Annotated in this window: 11 protein-coding genes; 3 read left to right on the top strand and 8 right to left on the bottom strand. The window is 67.4% G+C overall.

All coding sequences use genetic code 11. The features are described from left to right. Positions 1-3 precede the first annotated feature (3 nt). Entirely contained in the window at positions 4-3,198 is a 3,195-nt protein-coding gene (locus tag ASD28_RS11265; RefSeq protein ID WP_056127142.1) for a DUF4214 domain-containing protein, read from the bottom strand. Between the two features lie 340 nt (positions 3,199-3,538). Here ASD28_RS11265 and ASD28_RS11260 point away from each other — a divergent pair, with 340 nt between their 5' ends. After that, positions 3,539-5,173 (top strand): hypothetical protein, encoded by a 1,635-nt coding sequence (locus tag ASD28_RS11260; protein WP_056127140.1) that lies wholly within the window; start codon positions 3,539-3,541, stop codon positions 5,171-5,173. Between the two features lie 3 nt (positions 5,174-5,176). Here ASD28_RS11260 and ASD28_RS11255 read toward each other — a convergent pair whose 3' ends face one another. From ASD28_RS11255 to lptF, 3 genes are read right to left on the bottom strand one after another with little or no spacing between them, the layout of a single operon-like run. Continuing rightward, positions 5,177-5,548, bottom strand: a complete 372-nt coding sequence (locus ASD28_RS11255; RefSeq protein WP_056127138.1) for a sirohydrochlorin chelatase — start codon at positions 5,546-5,548, stop codon at positions 5,177-5,179. Next, positions 5,548-6,732, bottom strand: coding sequence for an LPS export ABC transporter permease LptG (gene lptG, locus ASD28_RS11250; protein ID WP_056127136.1), 1,185 nt, complete (start codon positions 6,730-6,732; stop codon positions 5,548-5,550). The genes ASD28_RS11255 and lptG overlap by 1 nt, the downstream gene beginning before the upstream one ends. After that, entirely contained in the window at positions 6,729-7,880 is a 1,152-nt protein-coding gene (lptF, locus tag ASD28_RS11245) for an LPS export ABC transporter permease LptF (RefSeq protein ID WP_056127134.1), read from the bottom strand. Before lptF ends, lptG begins: the two co-directional genes overlap by 4 nt. Before the next feature lie 112 nt (positions 7,881-7,992). Between lptF and ASD28_RS11240 the strand changes: the two genes are divergently transcribed. Beyond that, entirely contained in the window at positions 7,993-9,489 is a 1,497-nt protein-coding gene (locus tag ASD28_RS11240) for a leucyl aminopeptidase (protein ID WP_056127132.1), read from the top strand. Positions 9,490-9,547: 58 nt separating this feature from the next. Here ASD28_RS11240 and ASD28_RS11235 read toward each other — a convergent pair whose 3' ends face one another. The 3 genes from ASD28_RS11235 to ASD28_RS11225 all read right to left on the bottom strand — a co-directional run bounded on the left by ASD28_RS11235 (position 9,548) and on the right by ASD28_RS11225 (position 10,665). Beyond that, complete coding sequence (locus ASD28_RS11235) at positions 9,548-10,018, bottom strand: hypothetical protein (RefSeq protein WP_229412190.1); 471 nt, start codon at positions 10,016-10,018, stop codon at positions 9,548-9,550. Positions 10,019-10,108: 90 nt separating this feature from the next. After that, positions 10,109-10,315, bottom strand: a complete 207-nt coding sequence (locus ASD28_RS11230) for a DUF1653 domain-containing protein (protein WP_056127131.1) — start codon at positions 10,313-10,315, stop codon at positions 10,109-10,111. Beyond that, a complete protein-coding gene (locus ASD28_RS11225) occupies positions 10,315-10,665 on the bottom strand; it encodes a hypothetical protein (protein WP_056127129.1) in 351 nt (116 codons plus the stop codon). The genes ASD28_RS11230 and ASD28_RS11225 overlap by 1 nt, the downstream gene beginning before the upstream one ends. A 446-nt stretch (positions 10,666-11,111) precedes the next feature. Between ASD28_RS11225 and xth the strand changes: the two genes are divergently transcribed. Then, on the top strand, positions 11,112-11,876 hold the full coding sequence (gene xth / locus ASD28_RS11220) for an exodeoxyribonuclease III (RefSeq protein WP_056127127.1): 765 nt from the start codon (positions 11,112-11,114) through the stop codon (positions 11,874-11,876). Here the strand turns inward: xth and ASD28_RS11215 are convergent. Continuing rightward, positions 11,873-14,689, bottom strand: a complete 2,817-nt coding sequence (locus ASD28_RS11215; RefSeq protein WP_229412191.1) for an EAL domain-containing protein — start codon at positions 14,687-14,689, stop codon at positions 11,873-11,875. The two genes, xth and ASD28_RS11215, sit on opposite strands and share 4 nt — an antisense overlap. Positions 14,690-14,711: the final 22 nt, after the last annotated feature.

Raw genomic sequence — 14,711 nt, 5'->3', positions numbered from 1 at the left:
GACTCAACCCCAGTGCAGGTAGTCGATGCCGTTCTGGATGCTGCCGATGACCTGCACCTGGTTTTCCGTGCTCTCGCTGAACCCGACGAGGACATCGGCGCGCGACGTCGAATGCAGCGCATCCGTCCAGAACGCGTAGCCGGCGGCGTCCGGCGCGCGGTGCAGCACGTTCTGGTACAGGGCCTCAACGAATTGCGCGTCGCTCACGTTGGTGCCGTACAGCTTGCCGAACTCGGCGCTGCCGATGAAGCCGGCGGCGGCCTGCGCCAGCGACGTGCCCTTGTCCAGCGCATCGATCCAGAAGCCGAGGCCGGTCTTGTCCGGCGTGCGCGCAAACGCGGCCTGGTACAGGCGGTACGCTTCGCCCGCATTGCCGTTCACGTCCAGCGCCACCATGCCGTCGCTGAACTGGAGGCGCTCGACGCCCGTCAGCGTCGCGTGGTTGCCGACGGCATCCTTCACGGACACGACACCGTTGTCCGCGACGATGGTCGCCCCGGCGCGCGCGGTCGTGTACGCGAGCGTGTCGACGCCGGCGGTCCCCGTCACCTTGCTGTCGCCCGCCACGGCCTGCAGCACGTGGGCATTGCCGCTGAACGCGACGTTGGCCATCTTCAGCGCGCCCGAGCCCGACAGGGTGCCGCCGGCCGGCGCCACGTAATCGATGCCGTTCCGGATGCTGTTGGCGACCTGGGCCTTGTTCTCGGCGCTCTCGCTGAAACCGGTGAGGACGTCGGCGCGCGACGTCGAATGCAGGGCATCCGTCCAGAACGCGTAGCCGGCGGCGTCCGGTGCGCGGTGCAGCACGTTCTGGTACAGGGCATCCACGAATTGCGCGTCGCTCACGTTGCTGCCGTACAGCTTGGCGAACTCGGCGCTGCCGATGAAGCCGGAGGCGGCCTGCGCCAGCGGCGTGCCCTTGTCCAGCGCATCGATCCAGAAGCCGAGGCCGGTCTTGTCCGGCGTGCGCGCAAACGCGGCCTGGTACAGGCGGTACGCCGCGCCCGCGTTGCCGTTCATGTCCAGCGCCACCACGCCGTCGCTGAACTGGATGCGCTCGACGCCCGCCAGCGTCGCGTGGTTGCCGACGGCATCCGTCACGGACACGGCGCCGTCGGCCGCGGCGACGGTCGCCCCGGCGCGCGCGGTCGTGTACACGAGCGTGTCGACGCCGGACGTCCCCGTCACCTTGCTCTCGCCCGCCACGGCCGCCAGCACGTGCGTGCTGTCGGTCATGGCGACGCTTGCCACTTTCGACAGCGCGGCCGACGTGCCGGTGGCCGGGGGACTCGCCACAGGTGCCGGCGCGGGCGCGGGTGCTGGCGCGGGCGCGGGCGCGGGTGCCGGCACGTCCTGGCCGCTGGCCGTGGGCACGCCCGCCAGCACGCGCATCTCGACACTGGCCGTGCCGGACGCACCCGTATCGATCCACGCGCCGGCGAAGCCGCCGCCGGCCAGCGCCGTCACGTCCGGGCTGGCCTGGTCGCCGCTGCGCAGCTGGCTGATGCCGAATTCCTGGCTGTCGATGGCGTTGCCGTCCCCGTCGAACCGGCGGCCGAAAATACCGTTGCCGTCGCCGTCCGCGCCCTGCCACGCGACGAGGAAGGAACCCTCGGACAGCGCCGTGACGGCGGCATCATCATGCCCGCCGCCCGATGCCACGTTGGCCTGCGCGACGGCGCCCACGGCATGGCCGGCGGTGTCGAAGCGCTGGAAGAAGATGTCGCTGTTCGCGAAGCCCCACGGGTCGTTGACATAGCTGTCCCACGCGACGACGAAGCCGCCGCCCGCGAGCGCCGCCACGTGCGGCAGCGGCGCGGCCGTCGTCGTGCTGGCCGCGTAGCCGTCGCCGCTCGCGACGAACACGGATCCCGGTGCGCGGCTCAACGCGGCGTAGACGTTGCCGTCGTTGATCTCGCCCCACGACACGACGTACCCGCCATCCGCGAGCGCGGCCAGCGCGGGGCTGTAGGCCGAACCGAGGGCGTCGTATACCTGCTGCGCGCCGGCGGGGGTGCCGTCCGCGGCGGCCTGCTGCACGTGCACGGCCGCGCCGCTGCGCCAGCCGACGGCGAACGAGCCGTCGGCGAGCGTCGCCACGGCCGGCATGGCGGCGTCGCCGGACATCCCGGCGTCGAGCACGTGCTCGACGCCCGCGCTGCCGCCGGCGTCCACGACGCGGTATGCGATCTTGTTCGCGCCGCCGTCGTTCAGCGTGTACGCGACGACGAAGCGGCCGCCGACCAGCGCGGTGACGGCCGGCTGGCCTTCGACACCGGCATCGTCATTCGGCGTGAGCGCGAACGCGGCGCCCAGCGGATTGCCGGCCGCGTCGCGCAGCTGCGCCCACAGGCCCGCGCCCTGGCCCTGCCAGACGGCGGCGACGCCGCCGCCCGACAGGGTGGCCAGCGCCGGGGCGGACGTCCATGCGTCCAGCGCGGCGCCGGCTTTCGATTCGTTGGCGAAGCCGGGCAGGCCGTCCGTCGCGCCGTCTTCCACCGCATAGGTGAGGACCTGCGTGACGCCCGTGTTCGGGAGCGGGTTGCCGTTGCCGTCGACCTGGTAGCGGTCGTAGTAGTGCACGGTCACCGCGGCCGACAGGCCGCCGGCCGGCAGCTGGCTCGCGTCGGCGACCACCAGCCGGGCAGCCGTGTAGACGGCGGGGTTGTAGCTGATGCCGAACAGGCCCGGTTGCGACTGGCTCTCGATCACCCAGCGGCCGCCCGTCAGGTCGCCCGTGTCGATCCCGGCCACGACGTCGACGACGTCGCCCGCGTGCGCGGTCGTGAACACGATGCCGTCGCCGCCGACGATGCCCACGGGCTGGCTGTCCGGGAACACGGTGTCCTCGGCCGTGACGACGCTGCCGTCCGCCAGCTTGTAGTGGATGCCGAACGTGTCCGGCGTCGTCCCGTCGCCGGCCTGGCGGTCCTGGAACCGCCACAGCGTACCGGCCGTCGCGACGTACGCGCCCTGGCCGTCGAGCGGCATCGTGTAGGCGAGCCAAGTCCGGCCGTTGTCCTGGCTGTACTGCATGTCGCCGCGGGCGAATGCCTGGCCCAGGCTGCCGGCCGCGTCGAAGGCGACGGCGGTGACGGCAGAAGTCGAGGCGCCGGCTGGCAGCGTGGCGCCGGCATAGCTCCAGGCCGAGCTGGCCTGGCCCGGACGGACGTAGTGGGAGGTCGTGGGAGTGGTCATGGCGTGGGTATCGATGGCGGGTGGCAGGAGCGTGGCTACCCCATCCGCATATGATTCCCTATGGAAAACTTAAATTCAATGAGGAAATTTCCTTTCGAGAGTAAAGACGCCCGTAAACCAACGGAACGTTTCTACCGCTGCAACCGAATTGGCAGGGATGGATGCAACGACGACAACAGAGATATCGAACCTGCCAGCTTGCCGAATCGGCCATGCCCGCAAGCAGTTATAATCTTTGGAGCAACAGTCTGGCATTCCCGCGTACCTGCTTCCCAGCGCCCTTTGCGGGCCGTCCTGTTCACGGCTTCACACGATTTACCGATACACCTGAAGGATCAACATGCGTTTTTTGAATCGCTGTACCGCATTCCTGCGGCACGAGCGCGCGCCCGTGCTCATGTCGATGCTCGTCCCTGTCCTGTTCGGCCTGCTCTCCGTGTGGCTGGGCCAGGACGAAAACTGGGACCTGCGCAATTACCACTGGTACAACCCCTATGCCTTGTTCAACGACCGGTTGCACGTCGACATGGCGGCCGGGAACTGGCAAAGCTATTTCAATCCGGCGATCGACGTCCCCTATTACCTGCTGAACCAGTGGCTGCCGGGCCGGGCCGTCGGGTTCGTGATGGGGTTCGTCCATGGACTCAACTTCATCCTGCTGCTGACGCTCGCACGACTCATGCTGCCCCGGGACAAGGCCGACAACCGCCTGTGCATCCTGCTGGCCCTCGCGGGCATGTGCGGCCCCAGCTTCCTGTCGCAGGTCGGCAATACGATGGGCGACAACCTGAGCGCCCTGTTCATCCTGGCGTCGCTGTGCATCGTCATGCGCGGCTGGGACCGGTTGCAGGCCCTGTCGGACGGCGCCGTCGCCACGCTGCTGCTGGCGGGCGTCGTGATGGGACTGGGCGCAGGGCTGAAGCTCACCAATGCGTCGTATGCGCTCGCGCTGTGCATCGCGCTGCTGGCGGTGCCCGCCACGTTCGGACGCGGGATCGCGGCGGCGTTCACGTACGGCTGCGGCACGCTCGCCGGGGTCGCGATCGCGGCGGGGCCGTGGTGGTGGCGGATGTGGAAGACGTTCGGCAATCCGCTGTTCCCGCAATTTAACAGCATCTTCAAGAGCCCCCTGGCGCAGCAGGTCGCCGTCATGGACACCGACCACTTGCCGCACGGCGCGCTGGAAGCCCTGTTCTGGCCGTTCGTGTTCAGCCGGGAATTTTTCCGCGTCTCGGAACTGCCGTTCAAGCAGGCGATCGTGCCGCTGCTGTACGCGCTGGCCCTCGCGTTCCTCGCGCGCTGGCTGTACGACACGGTGCGCGGCGGCGCGCCGGCGGAACGCCTGGCGCCGCGCGCGCGCTTCCTGCTGCTGTTCGGGATCGTCGGCTATCTCGTGTGGCTGAAGCTGTTCAGCATCTACCGCTACCTGGTGCCCATCGAACTGCTGGGACCGCTGATGGTGTGGGTGCTGGTCCCGCGCCTGACCGGGCCGCGCGTCGGCCCGTATCTGGCCGGCGGCATGCTGCTGTTCACGTCGCTCTACGTCTACCCGTTCATCACGTGGGGGCATGCCGGCTGGGCCGAGAAGAGTTTCAGCGCGCAACTGCCGCCGATGGAACATCCGGAGTCGACGCTCGTTTTCACCGCGCACGGCGATCCGCCGATGGGCTGGGTCTCGACCTTCGTCCCGCGCGAGGTGCGCGTCATTTCGCTCGGCGCGGGCTTCCCCGAGTCGCCCGCCTACCTCGAGCGGATCCAGTCCGTGATCGCGAGCCGGCCCGGTCCGCATTACGCGATGCTGGCCGCCGATCCCCGCGACCAGGCCGAGAAGGACGAGGCCGTGGTCAAGGCAGCCACGCAGAACCTGGCCCGCTATGGCTTGACGCTCGACCCGGCCGGCTGCAAGCGCTATCCGGCGGCGATCGGCAAGAGCCCGTCACCGGTCCAGATGTGCCCGGTGACGGTCAACAAGTAAGACTCAGGCGGCGTCCGCCCCGGCACAGTAGGCGGCCATCGCCGCCAGCACGCCGGGGTCCTCGCCGACGGCGGGGACGGTGCGGAACGTCACCTGCGGATGGGTGGCGCGCAGCTGCTCCAGCAGCAGCGGCAGGTCGCGCAGCAGGTGGCCGCCCTGCCCCAGGAACACGGGGACGATGGTGATGTCGCGCGCGCCGAGCGCCACCTGGGCGCCCACTTCGTCCGGCAGGCTCGGCGTCATCAGTTCGAGGAACGCCAGCGACACCGCGCAATCCGGACGCTGCGCCGCGGTCAGGTCGCGCAGGCGCTGGAACGGCGCGGCCCAGGTGGCGGCACGGGCGCCGTGGGCGAACAATACGAGTGCTTTTTCCATCAGTGTCTCTCCACCCAGCGCAGGGCGCCGATCGCCAGCAGCAGGAACAGCAGGCTGGGCGCGGCCGCCGTCACGAAGGCCGGCCAGGTCGACAACATGCCCACGTGCGAAAACAACGAGTTAATCAACAGGAAGCTCACGCCGATCATGATGCCGATGAAGATCTTCAGGCTCACGCCGCCGCTGCGCGTGTGCAGGTAGCCGAACGGCAGCGCGAGCGCCATCAGCACGAAGATCGACAGCGGGTCGAACAGCTTCTTCCAGAATGCGATCTTGAAGCGCTCCGTCTCCTGGCGGTTTTCCGCGAGGTGGCGCGTGTACACGGCCAGCTCGTTCGCGGACATCCGCTCCGGATCGGAGCGCGACACCGACAGGATCTTCGGCGTGATCTCGGAGACGAGGTCGAGGTTCGCCACCTTGCGCGTGGAAACGGACGCCGTGTCCTGGCCGTACGTGCTCTGGATGGTCTGGCCGGCCGGAATGGGCGTGCCCGGCGCGGGCAGTTCGCGGCTATTCGCGAACAGAGTCTCGGTGACGTCGTTCAGGCGCCAGGTGCCGTTGCCGCTGAACGTGGCGCTGGCGGCCGTGATCAGGGAGCGCATGCGCATGCTGTTGTCGAACTCGTACAGGCGCAGGTCGATCAGCTGGCCGTCCGGGCGGATCTGGCGCGCGTTGAAGAAACGCGACCCCGTCACGGGCCCCTTCACGCCGCCCGCATGGATCGTGTCCTTGGTCCACATGCCCGAGCGGAATTCGGCCGACACCGTCGCACCTTTCGCGGACAGGCGCACGCGTTCCGCGATCGGCGCCGTGCGCGGCGTGATCAATTCGCCGAACAGGAACGTGACGGCGACGAACAGCACGCCGATCTTCGCCAGGATGATGCCGGCCTGCTGCGTCGACATCGACGACGCCCGCATGATCGTGAATTCCGAACTCTGCGCGAACTGCGCCATCGTGTAGATGGTGCCGATCAGCGCGGCGACCGGCATCACCTCGTACACGTGGCCGGGCAGCAGGAGCAGCACGTACAGGATCGCGTGCTGCATCATGTAGCCGCCCTTGCCCACCGACGGCAGTTCCTGGGTCAGGTCCATGAAGGCGATGAGGCCCAGGAACGCCACGAGCACGAAGGCGACGGCCTGCGCGATGTTGACGAAGAAGTAGCGCTGCAGGATCTTCATTGCGCGCCCTCCTGCGTCACCGCACCGCCGCGCAGCAGGCGGCGCCGCTTCAAGGCGCCCAGCAGGGCGAGCGGATGCCACGGGTGGTTGACGTTCAGGCGCCAGGCGAACAGCCCGGCCACGACCACGAGCGCGAACACGTGCAGCGGCCACCACGCCACGCCGAAGGCCATCTTGCCCTGCTTGACGCTGGCTTCGAACAGTTTCGACAGGTTGCTGTAGGTGAAAAAGATCAGCAGCGCGAGGATCAGGTTGGCGGAGCTGCCGGCGCGCGGATTGACGAAGCCGAGGGGGATCGCCAGCAGCATCAGCACGAGGCAGGAGATCGGCGCCGACACCCGGTACAGCAGTTCGGCGTTCGTGTAGCGGTTGTCCGGCAGCGCCAGCAGCGCCGGCGTGGACAAGGCGTCGGCCGGCGTCTCGGTGCCGATCACGGGCGCCTGGCTGGAGACGCGCATGCGGTAGCGCTCGAACTCCATCGACTGGAAATCGGCGCGTCCCGGCTTGCCCAGGTAGCGGCGGCCGTTCTTCAGCACGAGGTATTGCCCGCCCTTGCCGTCCGGTTCGATCACGCCTTCCTTGGCGACGACGATGGAATTGCCGTCGGCGTCGACGGAATTCACGAACACGTTCTGCACGACGGTCGCGCCGCTCGTGCTGCCTTCGACGAAGAACACGCGGTTCGTGGACGGCGATTCGCGGAACTGGCCGGGCGACACGCGCTTGAGGTCTTCGCGCTTCTCGAAGCGCTCGACGAATTCCGCGCTCTTCATCTTGGCCCACGGCGTCGCCACGAACGACAGCGCGGCGACGATCGCCACCATGGGCAGGCCGAACACGAGCACCGGCGGCACCCACCGCATCAGCGACTGGCCGGACGCGAACCACACGACCATTTCCGAGTCGCGATAGCTGCGCGTCACGGTGGCGATGACCGCGATAAAGCTGGTAAGAATGATGATTGTTGGCAGATAATTCAGCACCGAAAAGCCGATCAGCGCCAGCACGTCGCCCGAGGCGACCTTGCCGCCGGCGGCCTTGCCGAGGATGGAGATCAGGGTCCAGGTGACGAAGATCGTAAACAGGACCGTGAAGGTGGCGCCGGCCACGCTGGCCAATTCACGCTGTAGGGCGCGTTGGAAAATCATTCGATAGTTATAATTGCTGGTTGGAAGGAACCCCGGGAACCGTCACAAGCGGGTGCCATTTGGAAGGTTCCTCGGACAGCACGCGCGTCAAAAACTCGAAACGGAGAATCAAATGGACTTTAGCATAAAAGCATTCGACACAAAAAACACGCTGGCCGCAGCCAAATCGGGCTGTGTGGCAGTCGCGGTGTTCGAAAACAAGAAACTGTCGGAGGCGGCGAAAGCCCTCGATCTGAACGGCGCGATCGGCGCCGCCGTCAAGTCGGGTGACATCTCCGGCAAGCCCGGCTCCACCCTGCTGCTGCGCGGCGTGGCCGGCGTGAGCGCTGCCCGCGTGCTGCTGGTCGGCATGGGCGCCGACGAAGCCGTGAGCGAGAAAAGCTTTGCCGGTGCCGTGACCGCTGCCCTGAAAACCTTCGCTTCGCTGGGCGCGCAGGATGCCATTATCGCATTCCCGCTGGAGAATGTGAAAGCCCGCGACCTGAACTGGGCGCTGAAGAACATCGTCATCGCCGCGAACGAAGCCGAATTCCGCACAGACGCGCAAAAGAGCAAGAAGGATCCGGCGCCCACCGGCGTGCGCAAGCTGGCCATCGCCGTCCCGGCCGCGACGCCGCAGATCAAGGCCGTGCTGGCGCAGGCGCAGGCCGTCGCGAACGGCATGAACCTGACGAAGGAACTGGGCAACCTGTCGCCGAACGTCTGCACCCCGACCTACCTCGCGAACACGGCGAAGAAGCTGGCGGGCGACTACGGCTTCGACATCGAAGTCCTGGACCGCAAGCAGCTCGAAGCCCTCAAGATGGGCAGCTTCCTGTCCGTCACGCGCGGCAGCGAAGAGCCGCCGAAGTTCATCGTCCTGAAGCACAACGGCGGCAAGAAGAACGATGCGCCGGTGGTCCTCGTCGGCAAGGGCATCACGTTCGACACGGGCGGCATCTCGCTGAAGCCCGGTCCGAACATGGACGAGATGAAGTACGACATGTGCGGCGCCGGTTCGGTGCTGGGCACCTTCCGCGCCATCGGCGAGATGGGCCTGAAGCTGAACGTCGTCGGCATCGTGGCCGCGTGCGAGAACATGCCGTCGGGCCGCGCCACCAAGCCGGGCGACATCGTCACCGCGATGAACGGCACCACCATCGAGATCCTGAATACGGACGCCGAGGGCCGCCTGATCCTGTGCGACGCCCTGACCTACGCCGAGCGCTTCAAGCCGGCCGCCGTCGTCGACATCGCGACCCTGACGGGCGCCGTGATCGTCTCGCTGGGCCACCACACGTCGGGCGTGTTCACGCGCCACGACGACGCCCACGACGCGCTGGCCCAGGAACTGCTGGACGCCGGCAGGCAGGCGGGCGACCCGGCCTGGCGCCTGCCGATCGGCGAGCAGTACAACGAGCAGCTGAAGTCGAACTTCGCCGACCTGGCCAACATCGGCACGCCGGGCGGCGCATCGATCACGGCGGCCTGCTTCCTGGAGAACTTCACGCGCAACTACACGTGGGCGCACCTGGACATCGCCGGCACGGCGTGGAAATCGGGCGCGGCCAAGGGTGCGACGGGCCGTCCGGTGCCGCTGCTCACCACGTTCCTGCTGAACCGCGTGTAAGCGCTTTTCGCCCCCGCGCACGACGGACGCCCGCGGGCGTCCGTTTCTTATCCGGGCATCAGAACACGACGTTGCCGGGCGCCGCCGACTCCGCCGCTCGCGCGCGCGGCACCGCGGGCCGCATCAGCACGGTCAGGGTGGACTGGTAGGCGACGCCGTTGCCGTCGTACGGATTGACGTAGCCGTCGCCCCCGGCGCTGACGATGACGTTGCCGATCAGCCGGTCGGTGTCGAAGAACGAAGTGGCGTGCGCGTCGGCGACTTCGCGCGCGCTGCCCGTGCCGTCGCGCGCGCAGTCGATCGTCAGGGGACTCCTGCTGCGCTCGACCGTGACCCGTGCCGGCGTCACGACGAACCAGCGCCCCGCCGCGTTGGACAGCACGCAGCCGACACCCTTCACCTCGCGGTGGTCGAGGATGGTGTGAACTTCCAGCTGTTGTGTGGGGGTTTCGGCAGGCGCCGTCACGCAGCCGGCCATGGCGGTGCTCAGCGCGCCGATGCAGGCGGTACGAAAAAAAATCAGGGACATGTCTTCACCGGGAATGCTTACCACCCGTTTACGGCGGCAATCGGAAAGACATGAGGCGAAGCGCATCCCAGGGTCGCCGGGATGGCGTTGCTAAACCGCGGCCGGCACCGGGTCGATGGGCGCGAAGCGCGGCATGCGCTTCCCGTCCACGTCGACCAGTCCGAAAAATGCATCCCGCGGGCGGACCCAGGTCTTGCCGTCCTGCCCGCGATACACGATCACGGCCGTGTGGTCCGCCTCGAGGACAGCCTCGCAGACCACGTCGTACAGACCGCCCTTGTAGTGGCGGTAGCGCATCAGGCCTTTTCTTCGGCCGTGGCGCGATTCCTCTTCTTGAGGTTCTGGATGACCTTGACGATGCCTTCGATGCCGGCGTTGTCATCCAGTTCGCTGAACGCGTCCAGCACCTCGTTGAGGACGCGATTGCGCACGCTCGCCTCGTCGGCCTGCATCTTCTGCGGCTGGTTCTCGGACGGCGCGAATTTCTGCGGCGCTTCGGCCGCAGTCTTTTGTCCGTGTGCCAGCGCGGCCTGCCAGATCAGCCAGCGGCGTTGGGTTTCGTACACGAGGTACTCTTCCGGCTTGTCTTCACGACGCCGGACAATGTGGCCATCGCGTTGGGCCCATGCTTCAAATGCTTGGCGCATTGTTGTCCTTTACAAAGCTGTGTGCAAATCCTGCTCTCGGATCCGCGATCGTACACACCTGCCTAAGCCGGCCGCTCGACCGACCACGGCAACCATCTGATCAATGCAACGAATTGCTGTTGAATAATTGGTTCCAGAGCAATATGCCAATAGTACAACCAAAGTTGGCCTACTGCAATTTTTTTCTTTCGAGAAGGAGACAATACGTAAATGTCCCGTCTCTTGCTGTGATTGTTACATCTTGTCACAGTTCGGCGCAACTTTCCAGCGTCGTTACGATTTTTTACTCCACGGACAATAATTTTACGACATCTTTGTTGCAATCGAAACAAATAATGACAATCGTGTCATGGCTTCAGAGGCCAACGTATGTTGCAAGAATGATTCAAAGACACGATACTGCCCGGATTGTGCCGGACGGTCCGGCCTCCGCACCAAGATAGCCCATGAAAATCGCAACCTGGAACGTGAACTCGCTGAAAGTGCGGCTGCCGCACCTGCTCCAATGGCTCGCCGCCAACCCCGTCGACGTCCTCTGCATCCAGGAGACCAAGCTCACCGACGACAAATTCCCCGTCGCCGCGATCAACGAGGCCGGCTACGAAGTCGTGTTCAGCGGCCAGAAAACGTACAACGGCGTGGCGATCCTGTCGCGCCTCCCCATCGCCGACGTCGTGCGCAACAACCCGCATTACCAGGACGAGCAGCAGCGCCTGATCGCCGCCACCATCGGCGGCGTGCGTTTCATCTGCGCCTACGTGCCGAACGGCCAGGCCGTCGGCTCCGACAAATACGCCTACAAGATGGGCTGGCTGGCCGCGCTGCGCACCTGGGTCGGCGCAGAGCTCGCGATCCACGAACAGTTCGCGATCCTGGGCGACTACAACATCGCGCCCGAAGACCGCGACGTGCACGATCCGGAACTGTGGGCCGGCCAGATCCACTGCTCCGACCTGGAACGCGAGCAGCTGCGCGAACTGTGCGGCCTCGGTCTCGTCGACGCGTTCCGGTTATTCGAGCAGCCCGAGAAGCAGTACAGCTGGTGGGACTACCGCCAGATGGCGTTCCGCCGCAACCGCGGCCTGCGCATCGACCACATCCTGCTGTCGCAGGCGCTCGCCAAGCGCTGCGAGGCGTGCGTCATCGACCGCGAACCGCGCAAGTGGGAGCAGCCGTCCGATCACACGCCGGTGATCGCGACGCTCCTTTAATCCAGCAGGGCCGGCACGGCAGCGGCATCCAGCGGCCGCGCGAACAGGTAGCCCTGGGCATACTGGCACCCGTGCCGGCGCAGCAGCGCCAGCTGCGCCTCGTTCTCGACACCCTCCGCCACGACGGCCATGCCGAGGCTCCCCGCGAGCGCCATGATGGCCGCGACGATGGCCTGGTCCTCGCTGCTCGTCTCGAGGTCGCGCACGAAGGCACGGTCGATCTTGATCTTGCGGACCGGGAAGCGCTTCAGATACGCCAGGCTCGAATAGCCGGTGCCGAAATCGTCGATCGACAGGCGGATGCCCATGCGGTAGATCTGGCCCAGCGTCTCCGGCGTCTGGCCGCCGTGCTGCATCAGCGCCGTTTCCGTGATCTCGAATTCCAGCAGGCCCGGCTCGATGCCGGTGTCGTCGACGATGGCGCGGATCGACTGGATCAGGCCCCGGTGCATGAACTGGCGCGCGGACAGGTTCACCGCGAGCGGCAGCGCCGGCAGGCCCGCGCGCTGCCAGGCCATCGATTGTTCGCAGGCGCGCCGGATCACCCATTCGCCGACCGGCACGATCAGGCCGTTCTCTTCCAGGATCGGGATGAAGTCGTCGGGCGCCACGAGGCCCTGCTCCGGATGGCGCCAGCGCAGCAGCACTTCCAGGCCGTGCACGCGGCCGTCGCGCACGTCCACGATCGGCTGGTAGAACAGCACGAATTCCTCGCGCAGCAGCGCGCCGCGCAGGCGCGTCTCCATCTCGAAATGGCGCGCGGCCGCCGCGTTCATCGGCTCCGCGTAGAACTGGTAATTGTTGCGGCCCGCCGCCTTGGCGTAATACATCGCGGCGTCGGCCTTGCGCATCAGGCCCGCCGCATCATCGCCGTCGTCCGGGTACAGGCAGATGCCGATCGACGGCGAGATGTGCAGGCTGTGGCCTTCGAATTCGATGGGCGCCGCCAGCGCCGCGATGATCTTGTCGCCCACGAGGCCGCACTCCTCGGCCGCGCGCACGCCCGGCACCAGCACGACGAATTCATCGCCGCCCAGGCGCGCGACGGTGTCGCTGGCGCGCACGACGCGGCACAGGCGCTGCGCGACTTCCTTCAGCAGGTGGTCGCCCGCCAGGTGGCCGAGGGAATCGTTGATGGTCTTGAAGCGGTCCAGGTCGATGAACAGCAAGGCCAGCTTCATGCCGTCGCGCCGGACCGACAGCAGCGCGCGGTCCAGGCGGTCGGACAGCAGCGCGCGGTTCGGCAGGCCCGTGAGCGCGTCGTGGTACGCCATGTGGTGCACGCGCGCCTCGGCCTGGCGCCGCTCGACGATCTCGGCCTGCAGCTCCGCCGTGCGTTCCTGCACGCGCACTTCGAGCTCGTCGCGCGCGCGGCGCAGCGCGTCCGCCGCCTCGCGCTGGGCGGTGACGTCGTCGATCAGCCAGACGCTGCGCCCGCCCCGGTCCGCCATGTCGAACGGGCGGCCCGACAAGCGCGCCCAGAAGCGCTTGCCGTCGCGCCGCACCAGTTCGTACTCGGCCATGTGCACGCGGCCCGCCTCGAAATCGCGCCGCGTCTGCTCGCGCGCGGCGATCCAGCCCGCGTCGTCGGGATACAGCTCGCGCACCGGCAGTCCCTCGATGCTGCCGCCCTGGTGGCCAAACAATTCTTCCATCTTGCGGTTGCAATGGAGGGTCCGGCCCTTCTCGACGACCGCGATGCCCAGCACGGCGTTGTCGAGGATCGCCTGGTTTTCCAGCAGCGCGTTGCGCAGCGATTCCTCGGCCGCCTTCTGGCCGGTGCGGTCCTCGATCATCCAGATCATCGTCCCGGTGCCCAGTTCCTCGGGATTGACGGCGTAGCCGATCATGTTCACCCACATCCGCGTGCCGTCGCGGCGCACCATCGTCGTCTCGGTCTTGAACGAACCGCCCAGCGCCAGCACGCCGTACGCGGTGCGGCCCATTGCCTCGAACGCGGCGTCGTCGGCATACAGCACGCGCGTCGAACGGCCCAGCACCTCGCCGGGGGAATAGCCGAACATCGAGCCGAAACAGTGGTTGTAGCGCGTGATGGTGCGGGCGCGCGTGAAGAAGATCCCGATCGTGGCATTGGTCATGATCGACTGGATCTCGGTGAACGCCTGGCGCGCTTCCGTGACGTCTTCCACGATCCACACGGTGCCCGCCTCGCGTGCGCTCATGTCGACGGCCTTGGCGCGGATGCGGCACCAGATCGTGCTGCCGTCGCGCCGCCGCAGCGGCACCTCGCTCTTTTCGAACAGGCTGCCGGCCGTCAGCACGACGACGGCCTCGCCGATGAACGCCTCGTACTGGGCGCGCGAGGCGAACACCCGGGCCGGGCTGTGGTTGATGAGTTCTTCCGGCGCATAGCCCAGCATCTCCGCCATGCGCGGATTGCACGACTTGACCAGGTCGGGCAACGTGACGGCAATGCCGACCGGCGCATGCTCGACGACCGCGGCCTGTTCCAGCAGGCGCCCGCGCAGCGCGGCCTGGCCGTCGCCGAACGTGAGCACGTCGCCGAAGACGAAGGTGGCGCCCTCCGGGGACAGTGGCTTCGCGCGTACCTCGACGGGCCGGCCGGTGGCGCCGTGTTCGATCAAACCGTCCCAGCGGCGTTCGCCGGACTGCGACAGGCGGATCTCGACCGCCATCGCCGCCGCCGTACGCGGGCAGAACAGCGACACCAGCGGCCGCCCCACCACGTCGCCGCCGGCCAGTTCGGCCAGCGCCGCGTTCGCGGCCCAGATGGTGCCCTCGCCGTCGCAGGCGCAGGCCGGCGCGGCGATCAATGCCAATGCGTCGGCCACCAAGGCCGCTATGCTCGTTCCC

Source organism: Massilia sp. Root133, from assembly GCF_001426525.1.
GTDB lineage: Bacteria > Pseudomonadota > Gammaproteobacteria > Burkholderiales > Burkholderiaceae_D > Telluria > Telluria orientalis.
The sequence above is the reverse complement of the archived record's forward strand: the minus strand, read 5'-3'. Positions and strand labels throughout refer to the sequence as shown.

Coding starts and splice junctions, on each gene's coding strand:
- ASD28_RS11265 (WP_056127142.1), bottom strand. CDS start 3,198: ATGACCACTCCCACGACCTCCCACTACGTCCGTCCGGGCCAGGCCAGC.
- ASD28_RS11260 (WP_056127140.1), top strand. CDS start 3,539: ATGCGTTTTTTGAATCGCTGTACCGCATTCCTGCGGCACGAGCGCGCG.
- ASD28_RS11255 (WP_056127138.1), bottom strand. CDS start 5,548: ATGGAAAAAGCACTCGTATTGTTCGCCCACGGCGCCCGTGCCGCCACC.
- lptG (WP_056127136.1), bottom strand. CDS start 6,732: ATGAAGATCCTGCAGCGCTACTTCTTCGTCAACATCGCGCAGGCCGTC.
- lptF (WP_056127134.1), bottom strand. CDS start 7,880: ATGATTTTCCAACGCGCCCTACAGCGTGAATTGGCCAGCGTGGCCGGC.
- ASD28_RS11240 (WP_056127132.1), top strand. CDS start 7,993: ATGGACTTTAGCATAAAAGCATTCGACACAAAAAACACGCTGGCCGCA.
- ASD28_RS11235 (WP_229412190.1), bottom strand. CDS start 10,018: ATGTCCCTGATTTTTTTTCGTACCGCCTGCATCGGCGCGCTGAGCACC.
- ASD28_RS11230 (WP_056127131.1), bottom strand. CDS start 10,315: ATGCGCTACCGCCACTACAAGGGCGGTCTGTACGACGTGGTCTGCGAG.
- ASD28_RS11225 (WP_056127129.1), bottom strand. CDS start 10,665: ATGCGCCAAGCATTTGAAGCATGGGCCCAACGCGATGGCCACATTGTC.
- xth (WP_056127127.1), top strand. CDS start 11,112: ATGAAAATCGCAACCTGGAACGTGAACTCGCTGAAAGTGCGGCTGCCG.